Origin of the sequence: Labrenzia sp. 011, assembly GCF_003075075.1 — a bacterium.
Lineage (GTDB): Bacteria > Pseudomonadota > Alphaproteobacteria > Rhizobiales > Stappiaceae > Roseibium.
In genome coordinates this window covers 54,331-71,205 of the sequence record NZ_QCYM01000008.1, presented here as the reverse complement: position 1 = coordinate 71,205, position 16,875 = coordinate 54,331, and the positions used below count along the sequence as shown (strand labels likewise).

Sequence of the window (16,875 nt, the reverse complement as noted above, 5' to 3'; positions counted from 1 at the left end):
AACACGGTTTCGGCAAAATCCGCCGGGGAAACACCCGCTGTCAAATGGCGCTATTGAGCTGATTCGATACAATATCATGACTGCGGCAGGATCTTGCCGGGATTCATCACATTGTGCGGATCGAGCGCCTGCTTGATGGCCCCCATGACGTCAAGCGCATCGCCGTGTTCCCGGCGCAGGTATTTGCGCTTGCCCTGCCCCACGCCATGCTCACCCGTGCAGGTCCCGTCCATCGCGATGGCCCTGAGCGCTAGCCGTTCCACGAAAGCTTCTGTCTTGCGGACTTCTTCCGGATTGTCCAGGTCGACGAGAATCTGGACATGAAAATTGCCGTCCCCCACATGGCCGACGATGGGAGCCAGAAACCCTTCCCTTGCGATGTCTTCGGCCGTCTCGCTCACGCATTCGGCCAGCCGAGAAATCGGCACGCAGACATCCGTGACCATGATTTCCGCTTCCGGCTTCAGGGTCTTTCCGGCCCAATAGGCATCGTGACGGGCGGTCCACAGTTTCGTGCGTTCCTCGGCGGCGGTTGCCCAATGGAAGGGACCCCCGCCGAATTCCCCGGCAATCTCGGAAAACATTTCCGACTGCTCGCGCACGCCGGCTTCCGAACCGTGGAACTCCAGGAACAGGGTGGGCGTCTCGACGAGATCGAGCTTGGAATAGGTATTGCAGGCCCTGACCTGCAGGCTGTCGAGCAGCTCGATCCGCGCGACGGGAATGCCCATCTGGATGGTGGAGATCACCGCCTTGCAGGCCGAATTGACATCCGGGAACGGACAGACCCCTCCTGAAATCGCTTCCGGCTGCCCGTGCAGGCGCACGGTCAGTTCCGTGATGACACCGAGCGTTCCCTCCGATCCGACGAACAGCCGGGTCAGGTCATATCCCGCGGAGGATTTCTTCGCCCGGCCGCCGGTCCTGATGATCCGGCCATCGGCGGTGACCACGGTGAGCGCCAGTACCGCATCCTTCATCGTGCCGTAGCGCACCGCGTTGGTGCCCGAAGCCCGGGTGGCCGCCATGCCGCCAAGGCTGGCATCCGCCCCTGGATCGATCGGAAAAAACAGGCCGGTGTCCCTGAGATAGCTGTTGAGCTGCTTGCGGGTCACCCCCGCCTGCACCCGGCAGTCGAGGTCTTCGGCATGCACCTCCAGAATCTGGTTCATCCTGGACAGGTCCAGCGAAATCCCGCCGAAGGGCGCATTTACATGACCTTCCAGAGATGACCCGGTTCCGAAGGGAATCACCGGCACTTCACCAGCGGCGCAAAGTCGCACCGTTTCCGCGACCTCTTCCGTACTTTCGGCGAAAACCACCGCATCCGGCGGCTCGTTCCGGAGCCAGGTCGTCGTGTGCCCGTGCTGTTCGCGCAGGGCCGCTGACGTCGCGCAGCGCTCCCCGAAACGCGCCTTGAGATCCGCGATTACCGCAGCGATTCTGCTGTTCTGATCGGTTTTGAGTTGCGCATCCGTTGCGCGCGCCATTTCCGGCATGATTTTTTTCCTCCTGTCGCGCGCCTGTGGCCACGCGTTGAAAACCGAATATGTTAGCGGATGTTGAAAAGGTCAAAGTCAAATGCGGCCATATGGGTACGGCTGCGAAAATGAGTGGAGAGAACAGGATGACGATAGCCGGACAGGCCAAACCGCTTCAGAGCGCGGTCATGACGGTCAGGGACGACTGGATCGACTATAACGGCCACCTGAACATGGCCTATTACAATGTCCTGTTCGACACGGCTCTCGACCAGATCTTCGAGCAGCTTGGCCTCGGCCCCGACTACGTGAAGGCGCGCAACGCTTCCTATTTCACCGCGGAGGTGCATGTCTGCTATGTCCGGGAACTGGAGGCGGGCATGCCTGTAAGCGTCAGTCTGCAGCTTATCGGCTGCGATGCGAAGCGCGCCCACATATTCCAGGAGCTGCGTCACGCCGAAGAGGGCTGGCTGTCCGCCACATCCGAGCAGATGAGCCTCCATGTCGATCTGAACACGAGAAAAGTCGCTCCCTGGCCGGAGGACATCCAGGCGAGACTCGCGGCCCTTCTCAGGGATCATTCCGCCCTTCCCCGTCCGGAGCGCGCGGGAAGACGGATCGAAATACCGGGGAACGGCCCCAGGCAAGGCGGCTGACCGGATACGGTGTCCGGTCCGCCGAGTACGCAAAACGGATTGATTTGCCGGTGAAATCGAACGGATTGACCTGTTCATTCGCGCCGACTCGGGCACAATGAGCCCCAATCACGTTCACGCCCCACACAAAGCACCCGTGACTGATGCGCAAAATAATAGAAACCGCCGCTCAGCTCCCCGACATCCTCATCAGCTGGATCACGCCAAACGTGCGCCAGTTCAATGCCGGCCGCATGCAGCTGGTCTGGGTCCTCGCCGTTTTCATCGGCGCGCTGGTGGCTCTCGCCGCGATCGCCTTCCGGACGGCCATCGGCCTCATCCAGTGGCCCTGGCTGCGCACGACGACGGAACTGACCATGCAGGCCGCGGTGAACCAGCCCTGGTGGGTGATATTGCTCGCCCCGGCGGTTGGCGGTCTGGTCGTGGGCTGGATACTGCACAGGTTTCATCCCAATCAGCGCGCCGGCGCCGTCGCCGACGTGATCGAGGCGAGAGTGCACGGCGGACGCGGTCTGCCGCTCGGGGCCGGTCTCTGGTCCGCCGTGGTCACGGCCATCTCCCTGGGCAGTGGCGCCAGCGCTGGCCGTGAAGGACCGGTGGTGCATCTGGGTGCCACGCTCGGCGCCGCCGTCTGCCGCTATTTCCGACTGCCCGACACCTCCCGCCGCATTCTGATTGCCAGCGCCGTCGCAAGCGGCGTTTCCGCCTCCTTCAATGCCCCGATCGCGGGCGTGCTTTTTGCGCATGAGGTCGTGTTGGGCCACTATGCGGTCTCCGCATTCGTTCCGATCGTGCTCGCCTCGGTAATGGGAACGCTTTTATCGCGCCTCTGGTTCGGCAATGTCGCCGCCTTCGAAATCCCGCAATACGAGATCACCTCCTACCTCGAGATTCCCGCCTTCGCGCTTCTGGGGCTCACCTGCGCGGCCGTGGCCATCCTTTTCCAGTTCGCCCTGATCGGCACCGACTGGACCGCGCGCAACATCACCATGCCTCTCTGGCTACGCCCTGTTGTCGGGGGACTCGCTGTCGGGGCACTCGGTATCTTCTTCCCGGGCATCCTGGGTGTCGGATATGACGCAACCGACATGGCGCTGAAACACGAACTGACGATCACCACCATGCTGTCCCTGCTGCTGGTCAAGTCGGCTGCGACGGCCATCACCCTGGCCTCGCGCTTCGGCGGCGGCATATTCTCGCCGACCCTTTATCTCGGGGCCATGACAGGCGGGGCCTTCGGCCTGATTGCCGCATCGGTCTTCCCGGAAATGGCCTCAAGCCACGGTCTCTACGCCATTCTGGGCATGGGCGCCGTCGCCGCCGCCGTGCTCGGCGCCCCCTTTTCCACCACGGTGATCGTCTTCGAGCTGACAGGCGGCTACGCGCTGTCCATCGCCCTGCTGCTGTCGGTCTCGATTGCCACGGGCCTTACCCAGGCCGTGCACGGCAAGTCCTTTTTCCACTGGCAGCTGGGCATGCGCGGCTGTTTCGTGAATGAAGGGGTTCACCAGTTCCTCAGCGAGACGGTCAAGGTCGGCGAATTCATGGATCCGCCGCCGGAGGCGGAAGAAGACCGGGTGTTCAATCCGGGGGAGGACGGCCCCTATCTGCATGACACGGACACATTGGAAAGCGCCCTGAAAAGCTTCGATTCCTGCGGCAAGGCCTCCCTGCCGGTGGTCCGCAAGGGCAATGCCGGGCAGATTGTCGGCATCGCCCGCCATGTCAGGGCGCTGCGCTATTTCAACGCCGCCCTGATCAAGGCGACCAAGGAAGAGCACAACTAGGCGGCTCATCGTTCCAGGACGAATACGGGCCGGAGCGAAGCGGCTTCAGAACTTCGACGGTTCCGTCGCCAGGACCTTGCCCGCATATCGGTGGGAAACCGGCCGCCCCTTCAGGCGGGCCGTCAGGTCCTTCTGGCCGACGAACAGTCTCGCCTGCCGGCCGCGCAGACCGGGAAGATCGAAGGGGTCCAGTCCGGTCCAGGGCAGAAACGGATTCCGTCGCAGGGACCCGTAAATTCCGACACGAACTGATGGCCGCTCACTTGCCGCACGCGCATGAAACCCATGCGTATCGGCGACGACAAGCGTGTTGCCCGGCACAGCGAACCGCAGCGGTTCGGGATAGTTCAGGCGGGCAAGCTCGTCCGCACGCAGCCGGAAGGATCCGCGTGCATGCAGACGATCCTTGTTGGTTGCCGCGGTCAGGCTCTGTTCCCGTTCCCACTCGAGGCGTTCCGCCGTCAGCCGGTGCGAGCCCGGTATGTAAGTGAAGGGCCCCTCCGCATCGTCAATGTCGTAGAGGAAGAACCAGGCCTTGGCCGTCGGATGAAACGTGTCCGAATGGAACGCCGTCTGGGGGTCCGCTTTCTTGCGGCCTTTCGGATCGGTCATGACGATATGCAGATAAACCAGCGGATCTCCGTTGGTGGAGCCGACATAGCGCAGGCCGTTCTGAAAGGGCTTGCTCCAGACGAACGCCCGCAGATGCGGCAGTTCCTTGAGAACCTTCGGCGGCAGGGGGATGAAGCGCGTCACCGCATTTCCCTGACGCATGTCCCAGGCATCGAACGGCGTTGTCGCGACTTCGTCCCGCAGGCCCGCGAGGTCAGACTCCGCCAGCAGGCCCTGCTTCTGGATGAACCCGTCCCTTGCATAGGCTGCCCGGTCTTCTTCGGAGACAAGGCGGGCCAGTCTGCGCCGCCGTGAATCGGCCATCCGTTCGGCCAGTTCGATCCGCCTGACATGCAGCCCCGCCTCGTTGAGCCGGCGGCTGCCGATCAGCGGATTATCGCTGAAGGATTTTGCACCGGTGGCCAGTTCCGCAGCATACAAAGGAGTTTTCAAAATGTCGGCAGTGCGCATATTCAACAACTTCGATCGAAATTCCGGGGCAGATCAGATCATCGGCACGAGGCCGCTCAAAATCCATACAGGCAAGATGTCCTGGTGAGCCTAGACCGCTTTGGTCGCTCTTTCCAGCCAGATGCGCTCCTTCGCACCGACGAGCGGGCCGATTTCCGAGCGCACCTTCTCATGATAGCGGTTCAGCCAGTCCCGTTCCGCCTGCGTCAGCAGAGACAGTTCGACCAGACGCAGATCCATCGGAACCAGCGTCAGCGTTTCAAATCCCAGCATCGGGCGTTCACCACCGGAAATCTCCCCCGCTTCTGTGACGATTTCCAGGTTTTCCAGCCGGATACCGTATTCCCCCGCCGGATAGTATCCGGGTTCGTTGGAGAGGATCATGCCCGGTTTCAATGGCACGGTTCCCGCCTTGGAAATGCGTTGCGGGCCTTCGTGAACGCTCAGGTAGGCCCCGACGCCATGGCCGGTGCCATGGTCGAAATCGAGCCCGGCCTTCCACAGATCGATACGCGCCAGCGTGTCGAGCTGCGCACCGGTCGTTCCCTGCGGAAATCTGGCCGTCGAAATCGCGATATGCCCCTTCAGCACCAGTGTGAAATGCCGCTTCATCTCCGCACAAGGCTCTCCGACAGCCAGGGTGCGCGTGATATCGGTGGTACCGTCTTCGTACTGGGCCCCTGAATCGATCAGAAACGGCTTTCCGACGGGAATTTTCAGGTTGCTGGTCCGGCTGACGCGATAGTGACAGATCGCGCCATTCGGCCCCGCCCCGGAAATCGTGTCGAAGGAAATGTCCTTCAGGACGCCGGTCGCCCGGCGGAATTCTTCCAGCTTTTCCGCCGCGCCGATTTCATCGAGCTCTCCCTTCGGGGCAACCTCGTCGAACCAGCACAGGAAATTCACAAAAGCAGCGGCATCCCGTATATGTGCGGCGCGAGCCCCCTTCAGCTCGACCTCATTCTTGACCGCCTTGGGCAGAAGAACCGGATCCTGGGATTCGATCAGCGTGCCTCCCGCCCCCGTGATCGTTTCCGCGATCCCGATCCCTGCCAGCCCCGGATCGATCATGACGTTGGCACCGGCAGCGCCAAGGGCGGTCAGCCCTGTCCTGAAATCCTCCGGTTCCGCCAAATCCGTGAGATCCGCAAGGGCATCGCGCACCGAATTGGAAAGCTTGCGGCCATCGATGTAAAGCATTGGCTTGCCGTTGGCGGGGACGGTCGCAAAGGAAAGCGGCAACGGCGTATGGCTGACATCCGCGCCGCGGATGTTGAACAGCCAGGCGATGGAATCGGGCTGCGTCAGCACGCAGGCATCGGCCTTCTTGTCCGCGAGCACGGACTGGATCTGCGCAACCTTGTCCTGCGCCGCCTTGCCCGCCAGTTCGACCGGATAGAGCGACACCTGTCCGACCGGAGGTTCCGGCCGGTCCTCCCAGACGCTATCGACCGGATTGTCGTCCAGCGTGACCAGCTCGGCTCCGGCCTGGGCGCAGATTTCCTTCAGACGCCGGACCTCGCGCACCGTGTGAAGCATCGCATCGACCCCAAGCTTCTGCCCCGGCTGCAACCGCGCCGCCAGCCACTCGGTCACCGGTTCATCAATCAGGTGCCGTGCCGGGAAGACATCCATGTCCACCTGTTCGCGCACCTGGATCGTGTAGCGGCCGTCGACGAAGATCGCCGCATCGTCCCCCAGTACAGCGGCCACGCCTGCCGACCCGGAGAAACCGGTCAGCCACTGCAGCCGGCAGTCATGCGGCGGCACATATTCGCTCTGATGGGCATCAGCCCGCGGGATCAGGAAGCCGTCAAGGCCACGGCGGGAAAGTTCGGCCCTGAGAAGGGCCGCATGCGGCGCTCCGCAGGAAGGATCACTGAGATCGTCGAAGGTCTGATACATGCCTGGACGGTAATTTGGCCTGCGTCCGGGATCAAGCCGGATAATAGACCTGCAAGTTCGCTTTCACCAGAAAGGCAAATCCGCATTTCGCAACGCAGCATTTTCTCTTCGCATATGCGAAATGCGCAGGGCTGTCATGCGCTTGCTGACCTACCGCTCCGCGATGAGAATCGGCATATATAGGTCAACAACAAAAAGACGTTTCTCCCTAGGGAAGCTCTTGAACTTCAAATGGGAAAGATCACAAGATGACCATCGCAACAACCACCTCGACCCGTATCGGCGGAAACAGCTTCATGCGCCGCGCACTTGATCGCATGATCGAAGCACGCACTGTTCAGGCGCGCCGCTATGTCAACGGATATCTGCTTTCACTCGACGACGCGACACTGGCCGCACACGGTTACGATCGCAACCAGCTCGAGCGTGAAGGTTCGGCAAGCAGCGCTTTCTAAGGTCAGCAACGCTTGAGAGTTACAACTGTGCACGTAAAAAAAGCTCGCCGATAAGTCGGCGAGCTTTTTTCATTTGAAATCAATGATTTCTGCTCTCCTGATGAATCAGGTTTCGAATTTCCGCATCCAGATGCCCAGCTTAAGGATGTCACCCCAACCTGGCTGCGTCTTGTCTTGAAGCATCGCTTGAACCGGCTTTCATGCGACTCGACATGAAGCGGAAAAGACATTTTATTCCAGAGCGTTAGGCTGCCATTTACTTAGGCGGACTTCCGGCCGCGCACCAGCGTCAAGGTCAGCCAGCCATCCTTCACACGCCGCCGGTCCAGAACGAAGCCCTGGCACCCATAGGCAAACAGGATCCGGGGACCGTCTTCCACCCTGAGGCCGGACAGCACCAGGGTCGCACTCCGCGTCATGTGCTCGCCGACAGAGCGGGCCATTTTCATGAGCGGGCGCGCCAGGATGTTGGCGACCACCAGATCGAAAGGCCCATAAAGCCGGAACCGCCGATCTTCCATGCCGTTCGCCGTAAATCCGCGCACCAGATGCCGCGCACCATTCAGGCGGGCATTCTCCAGAGCTGTAGCAGTGGCGACCGGATCAATATCCGTTGCCAGAATGGGCTGCCTGGCCTTTCGCGCTGCAGCAATCGCCAGGACACCGGTGCCTGTGCCCAGATCGAGAATATTGTCATACTCCCGCAGGGACAGAAGCCGGTCGATCTCCTCCAGGCACCCCGCCGTGGTGCCGTGATGCCCCGTGCCGAAGGCGAGCGCTGCTTCGATCTCGAGACCGATCGCTCCGGCTGGCACCTTGTCCCGGTCGTGACCGCCATGCACGAAAAAACGGCCGGCTTTGACCGGCTTCAGCCCTTCAAGACTTTTTGCAACCCAGTTTATATCGGGCAGCTCATCCGCCTCGAGCGGTGCCGCGAAGGCATCGGCGCCGACCCGGTCGCGCACGGTGGAGGCAGCCTCTTCCGGCTCCACACCGAACAGCAGAACTTCCGCGGTCCAGGTTTTCCCGTCCGTGGAATCCTCGTAAATCGCCACCGGATTGCCCTCATCCTCGAACGCGCGTTCAAGAATATCCGCGATCCTCTTGGCTTCCAGTTCCGCGGCTGTGATCCGCACCCGGATGGTTTTCATGCCCGTTCGTGCCTTTGGTAAATTGGGGTTGCGGCCTGCGGTATACCCCCAAGCCGCAGGAGACGCCATAGCCGGCGAGGCAGGAAAGGAAGCGGCGGTAGCGGATGGGCACGTCCGGCCCACACGTCAGTCGGACTTTGGCGGACAGGCAGGAAACTCCAGCCTGACCGTCAGGCCGCCGCCATCCGTGTCGCGAAGCTCCAGAGTACCCGATGCGGTTTCCACGATGGCCTGGCTTATAGAAAGCCCGAGACCGAACCCCGTGCCATCGCGAATCTGGCGCGCGCCGTCGCCGCGCTCGAAAGGTTCCAGCAACCGCGCGCGCTCCTGCTCGGGTATTCCCTGACCATGATCGATGACATCGATCCTGATGCGATCCCCGGCTTCACAGGCGACGATCTCCACGTCACTGGCATACTTGATGGAGTTGTCGATCAGATCGGACAGGGCGCGCTCCAGCTCGCCCCCACGGGCCATCACCGCTAGATTTCCCTGGTAGCGCACTTTGACCGGCCGGCCGGTATCGGCATATTTGTCCGAAAGCGATTGCAGAAAACTGGGAACATCGATGCGCTGAACCGGCTCGGAACTCGCTCCGTCGCGCAAAAAGGTCAGAGCAGAGGTGATCTGCTGTTCCATGATCTCCAGATCTTCAAGGCTCCGGTCGCGGATCTCGCTTTCTTCCAGAAGATCGAGACGCAGGCGCAGACGCGTCAGGGGTGTGCGAAGATCATGGCTGATCGCGGCGAGCATCCGGGTCCGTTTTTCGAGGATGTCGCTTATCCGTTGTTGCATGCGGTTGAAGGCCTGGGCCGCAGTACGCACTTCCCTCGGACCATGTTCCCGAATGGGAACCGGACTTGTCGAGGTTTTGCCGAAGGAACCGGCGGATGTTGCCAGATCGGTCAAGGGGCCGACCAGGCCCCGGGCTGCCCAGACCATCAAGCCCCAGACGGTGACGGCCAGAAATCCCACGAACAGATACAAGAGCAACCGGAATACGGACGGCGGCGGACCTCCGTTCGCCCATGTAGCACTGACAAGAGTCCCGTCCCGCAAACGGAAATAGTGAATTGGCGGCGCATCTTCGCCCTGGGCACGCGGCACCGAGACATGCTCGAGCCGGATTCCGAACAGCAGATTGCCCGTGACGAAGGGGCCGAAGCGTTTGCTCTCGACCGTGGCTCCAAGCGTCGTCAACATCTCCTCCTCGACTGGTTCGAGACTGAGATCGGGAACGTCGCGCCTGAGATCGGCAAGCGTTTCGGCGCGTTCCGATACCGGTGTCTCGTTCAGTTTCGAGATCGCCATGCTGATGAAGTGGCTTTCCATCCAGCCGGTGCGGTCGAAAGCCTGTTTCACGAAGTAACTGGCAACCGCCCCCACCAGAACCATGAGAAGGCTGGCACACACCAGCAACATCAGGATCTGATGCAGCATGGTGTCGGGCCACAAACGTCTAAACATCTGCTTTTTCACGGGTGACCGGTGCCAGGAACTCGTAGCCCCCGGACCGCACCGTCCTGATGAATTGATAGGGAGCGCCTGCCGCGTCCAGCTTTGCCCGCAAACGACTGACAAGTATGTCGATATTCCGCCCGTTGGACGCACCGAACTGGCCGAGGGTCAGTTCGACGAGCTGGTCACGGTTCAAGACGCGGCCACTGCGTTCCGCGAGGGCCTGCAACAGGTTGAACTCGGCCGGTGTCAGGGAAATCATCGCCTTGTCCGCATTGACCAGACGACGAGCCTTGCAATCCATTTCCCAGCCCTCGAAGCGCAGGAGCCCCGTCGCCAGAGGCGAGGCAACAACGCCCAGTTCGATTCTGCGGAACAGGGCCTTCACGCGCGCAGTCAGCTCCCGCGGATTGAACGGCTTGGGCAGATAGTCGTCCGCACCGATCTCCAGCCCGAGAACCCGGTCGAAATCCTCGTTCTTCGCCGACACGATGATGATCGGTATCGGACTGACCGCGCGCAGACGGCGGCAGATGCTGATACCATCCTCTCCCGGCAACATGATATCGAGCAGCACCAGATCTATTCTGTCACTGAGCAGGGCACGGTCCATTTCCGTGCTGTCCCGCGCCAGCGTTACCTTGAAATCGCTTGAGACCAGATGCCGCTTGATCAGCAGACTGATCTCTGAATCATCCTCGACGACGAGTATGTGGGACGGTCTATGCATGGGAAGACCTTATGCCTGATCCGACGGAGAGTTCATCCGGAAACTTGTAAAATATGTTTCTGAATATTTCCGGAATTGCTTTCAGAAACACACCGAAACCCCGCCCTCACAAGGTTAAGATCATGTTAACTTTTCGCATCACAGGCTGCGCGAAGCAAAGGCCAGTCGGCCGATTTCAGGAGCAGTTACATGATGTCAATTGGCTCAATGCCCCCAATGTCAACGGGACCGTCACCACGGGACCAGGTCGTCAGCAAGCTGGACGAGGAAGTTGCAGCGGGTGAGATCACCTCTGAAGACCAGGACGCCATGCTCGAGGCCCTGGATGCGATCCATGCCGAACGTATGGAATCCGGGGCCCCGGACCGCACGTCCGAACCGCCTTCCAAAGAGGAAATGCAGGCTGGTTTCGAATCCATGCTCACCGAACAGGTCGAAGCCGGAACCCTTGATCAGGAACAGGCCGACCAGCTGGCCGACCTGTTTGAAAGCGGCGAACTCGGTGGGCCCGCGAAGGATGGCCCTCCTCCTCCGCCGCCGCCCTCCGGCGAAGCCCAGCAGGATAGCGACTCGATAGAAAGCCTCATGAGCACCCTGCTGGAAACGCTGCAGAGCGACACCGGCTATGACGGATCGGGAGAACAGTCCGCGTCCGGCCTGACATCCATTCTTGCGGATTTCACGGTCTGATCCCCAGGCTGGCCGGCAACGGCACCACGACCATGTGAGCGCGAAATCATTCGCGCCCGCAAGAGGCCGGAGCATCTGGAGTCTGCCCCGACGAAACATGCTCCCGTCCATCGTCCGATCTTCCCACAATCACGGGTCGGGCGATATCTCCTGCAAGATGCGCAGCCCTCGCCCGCCCAGCATAAACTGCGTGTCTGCTCGGGAAAACGGCCGGCCACCCTCATCGGGTGGCCGGCTTTCTTCTGACCTGCCTCGAAGCGCGGCCGATATGGTCCCTCGTCCTGCCTTGCTCAGTGCCGTTCGACGAAACTGTCAATGACCTTCTTGACCCCGGCCTTTTCGAAATCGATGGTCAGTTTGTTGCCCTCGATGGACCGGATGGCCCCGTAGCCGAACTTGATGTGGAACACCCGTTCTCCAACGGAATAATCCGAGGGAGACTCGCTGACGGAGCGGGCCACCAGTTCCCCTTCGATGGTCAACGGCCCCTGCCGCTTCGTCCGGGCGGACTGATAGCCCCGCCCCTCTTCCTTGAACCCGTCCGAGGATTGCCGCGCCCGCTGCGCCCGTTTCCAGCCCGGTGTCGAATAGCTCCCCGTATCGAAGGCGTCCTGGCTGTCGAAGCGCGAGGGCCCGTAGCCACCACCGCCGTACCCGCCGTAATTCGATGACGGTTCGGCAATCTCCACATGATCCGGCGGCAATTCGTCCAGAAAGCGCGACGGCACGGTCGATTGCCACAGACCATGAATGCGGCGGTTGGAGGCGAAATAGAGTTTCACGCGCTTCTTCGCCCGCGTGATGCCCACATAGGCGAGCCGCCGCTCCTCCTCCAGCCCGGCCCGTCCGCTCTCGTCAAGTGACCGCTGGTGCGGAAACAGGCCCTCTTCCCACCCGGGCAGAAAGACGGTGTCGAATTCCAGACCCTTGGCGGAGTGGAGCGTCATGATGGAAACGGCGTCGGAACTGTCGGCGCTGTCCCGGTCCATGACCAGGGCGATATGTTCGAGGAACCCGGCCATGGATTCGAACTCATCCATCGAGCGGATGAGTTCCTTCAGGTTGTCGAGCCGCCCGGGCGCTTCCGCCGACCGGTCCATGCGCCACATTTCCGTATAACCGCTTTCGTCCAGAATGATTTCTGCCAACTCCGTGTGCTTCATGTGGTCGAGCTGACGCCGCCAGCGCTCGAAATTGTCGAGCACGGTTTTCAGGGTGTTGCGCGGTTTGGGCTTGAGTTCCTCGGAATCGATCAGCTGGCTGGCCGCCTGCATCAGCGGAATGCGTTCGGCTCTTGCCAGTCCGTGCACCAGTTTCAGCGTCGCATCGCCGAGACCGCGCTTGGGTGTGTTGACGATCCTTTCGAAGGCAAGATCGTCCGATGGCTGCATGACACAGCGGAAATAGGCCATCGCATCGCGAATTTCCATGCGCTCGTAAAACCGCGGCCCGCCGATCACCCGGTAGTTGAGCCCGAGCGTCACGAACCGTTCCTCGAATTCGCGCATCTGGAAAGACGCCCGCACAAGCACCGCCATCTCGTTCAGGGCATGGCCGTTGCTTTGCAGCGCTTCAATCTCGTCGCCGATCGTGCGGGCTTCCTCCTGGGAATCCCAGACGGAGGCGACCGAAACCAGATCGTGGTCCGGTTCGCTGAAGTCGGTGAACAGCGTCTTGCCGAGCCGGCCCTCATTGAAGGCGATCAGATGGGAGGCGGTGGCCAGAATATGGCTGGTGGACCGGTAGTTGCGCTCCAGCCGGATGACTTCCGCGCCCTTGAAGTCCTGCTCGAAGCGCAGGATGTTGTCGACCTCCGCCCCCCGCCAGCCGTAGATCGACTGGTCGTCGTCGCCGACGCAGCACACATTGGGATTGCCCTGGGCCAGCAGGCGCAGCCACAGATACTGTGCGATGTTTGTATCCTGATATTCGTCCACCAGCATGTAGCGGAAGCGGCGCTGATATTCACCCAGGACGTCCGGCCGGGTCTTGAACAGGGTGATGACATGCAGCAGCAGATCGCCGAAATCCGCGGCGTTCAGGATCGACAGGCGGTCCTGATACTCCTCGTAAAGCCGGCGGCCCTTGCCGTTGGCGAACGCCCGCGCCTCACCTTCGGGAATGTCCTTGGGGGTGAGCGCCCGGTTCTTCCAGCCGTCGAGCATGCCGGCAAAGGCCTTGGCGGTCCAGCGCTTGTCGTCAAGCCCTTCCGCCTGGATGATCTGCTTGATCAGGCGGATCTGGTCATCCGTATCAAGGATCGAAAAACCGGATTTCAGGCCGACAAGTTCGGCGTGCTTGCGCAGGATCTTGACGCAGATGGAGTGGAAGGTCCCGAGCCAGGCCATCCCTTCCACATTGCCGCCGACGAAACCGGCGATGCGCTCCTTCATTTCCCGGGCAGCCTTGTTGGTGAAGGTCACCGCCAGGATCTGACCGGGACTTGCCTTGCCCATCGCAATAATGTGCGCGATGCGGGTCGTGAGAACGCGGGTCTTGCCGGTACCGGCCCCCGCGAGCACCAGCAGCGGCCCTTCGGTGGTTTCCACGGCCTTGCGCTGCTCCGGGTTCAGTCCGGTCAGGTAGTCCGACGGCCCCCGCCGCGCCGCCATGGCCCGCGCGGCGATACCGCCCTCCGGCCGCACAGGCACGGGCGCCGCCCCTTCCGGCTGAAAGGGATCGTCGAATGCGTCGTCGTACCCGTCCGGGTCTGCCATGGTTTACTGGTCCGGTGATCTTGAGCGCTCTATGAAGAGAACAATATAGCAACAAAACGGCTGTGGCGAGGCAAAGGTCGGGAATTTGGTGGGGACAAGGACAGGAGATAATTTCCCTTTCAAGACGCAATAGAAAGCCTTGAGAGACAAAGTGGATGCATCGTCGTCAAGTCTATTGTTCCGGATTTGGAAAGCGGTGCCTCGAACGCTCGGTCATCCCCGATTTAATCGGGGATCCAATCCACTTCACAAAGTGGCAAATCCGTTGGAAAGGATGCCGTGCCGCAAGTCTCCCCGTTCCCTGGCGGTCACGACATGCAAATCGCCGGTAAGATGGTGCAAAAACCCACGACTCTGGAAACGATTGGACCCCGGCTCAAGGCCGGGGTGACTGCCCAAATATGAGGACCGGCCCCGGTCTCCACTCCGAATCCCAGCTTCGAGTTACCAGGGCGGGAGAAAACTCACACGCACTGCAAGACTTCCGGTGCTTTTGTTCCATGCCCAGCCGGAAGCCCCAGAACAAAAGCCAGAACGTACCGACTATGCCCCCACCAGATCGAACCAGTCGTCCTCGGAAATCACCTCGATCTCCAGCTCCTGGGCTTTCTTCAGCTTTGATCCCGCCCCCGGACCGGCAACGACGAGATCGGTTTTTTTGGAAACCGAGCCGGAGACCTTCGCCCCAAAGCGTTCCGCCATCGCCTTGGCCTCGTCCCGGGTCATGCGTTCCAGTGAGCCGGTGAAGACCACCGTCTTGCCGGCGACCGGCGATCCGGAAGCGTCGATCTTTTCCACGTCCCTCGGCGTCACCTGTTCCAGCAGCTTGTCGAGTTGTTCCCTGTTGTGCGCTTCGGCGAAGAACTCCACCAGCGCCTCGGCGACGATATGGCCGATGCCGTCGATGTCGTTGAGTTCTGCCCATGCTTCGCCACTCTCGTCACGCGCCTCCTGCATCGCCCGGTAGAAGGCATCCCAGGAACCATAGGCCCGTGCCAGAAGCTTGGCGTTGCCCTCGCCGACATGGCGAATACCCAGGGCGAAGATGAAGCGGTTAAGATCGATGGACCGGCGGGCATTGATGGCCTCGAACAGCTTCCTGGCGGACTGCGCACCCCAACCTTCCCGGTTGCGCAATTTGGTCAGGGATTGCCTGTCCCGCTCCTCCAGCGTGAAGATTTCGGCCGGCGTCCTCACCAGGCCTTCCTGGTAGAATGCGTCAATCTGCTTGTCGCCGAGACCTTCAATGTCGAAGGCATTGCGGGAAACGAAGTGCTTGAGCTTTTCGCTCGCCTGCGCCGGACAGATCAGGCCGCCGGTACAGCGGCGCACCGCGTCCTTGCGGCCGGTCTTCTCGTTTTCCTCGCGCACCGCATGGCTGCCGCAGGCAGGGCACACCGTCGGGAACTCGTAGGGCTTCGCCTCCGCAGGGCGCTTGTCCAGATCGACATCGACGATCTGCGGGATGACGTCACCGGCCCTCTGGATCTTCACCGTGTCGCCGATGCGCAGATCCTTGCCGTCGCGAATGGGTTCGCCGTCCTGGCCAATGCCCTTGATGTAGTCCTCGTTGTGCAGGGTCGCATTGGAAACCACCACGCCGCCCACGGTGATCGGCTCCAGCTTCGCCACCGGTGTCAGGGCCCCGGTGCGCCCGACCTGGATGTCGATGTCCCTGAGGATCGTATAGGCCTGTTCCGCAGGAAACTTGTGAGCGATCGCCCAGCGGGGGGAACGGGAGACGAACCCCAGCCGCTCCTGCAGGTCCAGCCGGTCGACCTTGTAGACCACCCCGTCGATGTCATAATCGAGTTCGGCCCGGCTTTCCTCGATGCCATGATAGACGTCCAGCAGCTCCTCGACGGTTTCACAGCGTTTCATCAGCGGATTGACCTGAAATCCCCAGGCCTGCATCCGCTTGACCATGCCCATTTGCGTATCTTCCGGCAGCGCGCTCATCTCGCCCCAGGCATAGGCAAAAAAGCGCAGGGGCCGGGAGGCGGTGATTTCCGGGTTGAGTTGCCGCAGCGATCCGGCCGCCGCGTTGCGCGGATTGGCGAAGACCTTGCCGCCATTGGCCTGCATGCGCGCATTGAGGGCCTGGAAGTCCCCGTGCGCCATATAGACCTCTCCGCGCACCTCAACCACGTCCGGTGCCTCACCGGCAAGCTGTTCGGGAATGTCGGCAATGGTCCGCGCATTGGCGGTGACATTTTCTCCGGTGGTGCCGTCCCCCCGTGTCGCCGCATGGACAAGGACGCCGTTCTCATAGCGCAGGGACAGGGACAGGCCGTCGATTTTCGGCTCGGCGGTGATGGCCAGCGCCCCCATCAGGGGATCGAACTTCAGGAAACGGCGCACCCGGCCGACGAAATCGCGCACATCCTCGTCGCTGAAGGCATTGTCCAGCGACAGCATCGGCACCTTGTGGGTGATCTTGCCGAATCCGGAGGCCGGCGCCGCGCCGACATGATGCGACGGGCTGTCGGCAAGAACCAGGTCCGGAAAGCGTGCCTCGATTTCCGCATTGCGCCGGCGCAGGGCGTCATAATCCGCATCCGAAATCGTCGGCGCGTCTTCCTGATGATAACGGCGATCATGTTCGGCGATTTCCGCCGCAAGACGCTTCAGCTCGACCAGGGCTTCCTCCCGGGTGAGATCGTCGATGTCAATCTGGGAGGTCGAACTGTCGGTCATGATGTCTTCGCGGGCCTGATTGGAATGCCGATCCCAACCGGATAGCGGAACCAAACCCGAGGCTC

General features: G+C 61.4%; 12 protein-coding genes. 4 read left to right on the top strand and 8 right to left on the bottom strand.

Going from position 1 to position 16,875, the window contains the following annotated elements; genetic code table 11:
- Positions 1 to 74: 74 nt before the first annotated feature.
- On the bottom strand, positions 75 to 1,499 hold the full coding sequence (locus tag DCO57_RS10705) for an FAD-linked oxidase C-terminal domain-containing protein (protein WP_116698888.1): 1,425 nt from the start codon (positions 1,497 to 1,499) through the stop codon (positions 75 to 77).
- Positions 1,500 to 1,627: 128 nt separating this feature from the next.
- Here DCO57_RS10705 and DCO57_RS10700 point away from each other — a divergent pair, with 128 nt between their 5' ends.
- On the top strand, positions 1,628 to 2,137 hold the full coding sequence (locus DCO57_RS10700; RefSeq protein WP_116698992.1) for a thioesterase family protein: 510 nt from the start codon (positions 1,628 to 1,630) through the stop codon (positions 2,135 to 2,137).
- Positions 2,138 to 2,280: 143 nt separating this feature from the next.
- On the top strand, positions 2,281 to 3,924 hold the full coding sequence (locus DCO57_RS10695; RefSeq protein ID WP_116698887.1) for a chloride channel protein: 1,644 nt from the start codon (positions 2,281 to 2,283) through the stop codon (positions 3,922 to 3,924).
- A gap of 45 nt (positions 3,925 to 3,969) precedes the next feature.
- Here DCO57_RS10695 and DCO57_RS10690 read toward each other — a convergent pair whose 3' ends face one another.
- Positions 3,970 to 4,977, bottom strand: a complete 1,008-nt coding sequence (locus tag DCO57_RS10690; protein WP_244287924.1) for a phytanoyl-CoA dioxygenase family protein — start codon at positions 4,975 to 4,977, stop codon at positions 3,970 to 3,972.
- Between the two features lie 120 nt (positions 4,978 to 5,097).
- Positions 5,098 to 6,912 (bottom strand): aminopeptidase P family protein, encoded by a 1,815-nt coding sequence (locus tag DCO57_RS10685; RefSeq protein WP_116698885.1) that lies wholly within the window; start codon positions 6,910 to 6,912, stop codon positions 5,098 to 5,100.
- Positions 6,913 to 7,160: 248 nt separating this feature from the next.
- On the opposite strand from DCO57_RS10685, the gene DCO57_RS10680 reads away from it, so the two are divergent.
- Positions 7,161 to 7,367 (top strand): hypothetical protein, encoded by a 207-nt coding sequence (locus tag DCO57_RS10680; protein WP_116698884.1) that lies wholly within the window; start codon positions 7,161 to 7,163, stop codon positions 7,365 to 7,367.
- A gap of 260 nt (positions 7,368 to 7,627) precedes the next feature.
- Here DCO57_RS10680 and DCO57_RS10675 read toward each other — a convergent pair whose 3' ends face one another.
- The 3 genes from DCO57_RS10675 to DCO57_RS10665 all read right to left on the bottom strand — a co-directional run bounded on the left by DCO57_RS10675 (position 7,628) and on the right by DCO57_RS10665 (position 10,706).
- On the bottom strand, positions 7,628 to 8,518 hold the full coding sequence (locus DCO57_RS10675) for a 50S ribosomal protein L11 methyltransferase (RefSeq protein WP_116698883.1): 891 nt from the start codon (positions 8,516 to 8,518) through the stop codon (positions 7,628 to 7,630).
- A gap of 126 nt (positions 8,519 to 8,644) precedes the next feature.
- Positions 8,645 to 9,985: a HAMP domain-containing sensor histidine kinase gene (locus DCO57_RS10670; protein ID WP_116698882.1), complete on the bottom strand. Its 1,341-nt coding sequence runs from the start codon at positions 9,983 to 9,985 to the stop codon at positions 8,645 to 8,647.
- The gene (locus tag DCO57_RS10665; protein WP_116698881.1) at positions 9,978 to 10,706 is read right to left on the bottom strand and encodes a response regulator transcription factor; all 729 of its coding nucleotides are present in this window, start codon (positions 10,704 to 10,706) and stop codon (positions 9,978 to 9,980) included. The genes DCO57_RS10670 and DCO57_RS10665 overlap by 8 nt, the downstream gene beginning before the upstream one ends.
- Before the next feature lie 216 nt (positions 10,707 to 10,922).
- Between DCO57_RS10665 and DCO57_RS10660 the strand changes: the two genes are divergently transcribed.
- On the top strand, positions 10,923 to 11,396 hold the full coding sequence (locus DCO57_RS10660) for a hypothetical protein (RefSeq protein WP_116698880.1): 474 nt from the start codon (positions 10,923 to 10,925) through the stop codon (positions 11,394 to 11,396).
- Between the two features lie 290 nt (positions 11,397 to 11,686).
- On the opposite strand, the gene DCO57_RS10655 is transcribed toward DCO57_RS10660, so the two are convergent.
- Complete coding sequence (locus DCO57_RS10655; RefSeq protein WP_116698879.1) at positions 11,687 to 14,113, bottom strand: UvrD-helicase domain-containing protein; 2,427 nt, start codon at positions 14,111 to 14,113, stop codon at positions 11,687 to 11,689.
- Positions 14,114 to 14,656: 543 nt separating this feature from the next.
- Positions 14,657 to 16,810, bottom strand: coding sequence for an NAD-dependent DNA ligase LigA (gene ligA, locus DCO57_RS10650; protein WP_116698991.1), 2,154 nt, complete (start codon positions 16,808 to 16,810; stop codon positions 14,657 to 14,659).
- Between the last annotated feature and the right edge of the window lie 65 nt (positions 16,811 to 16,875).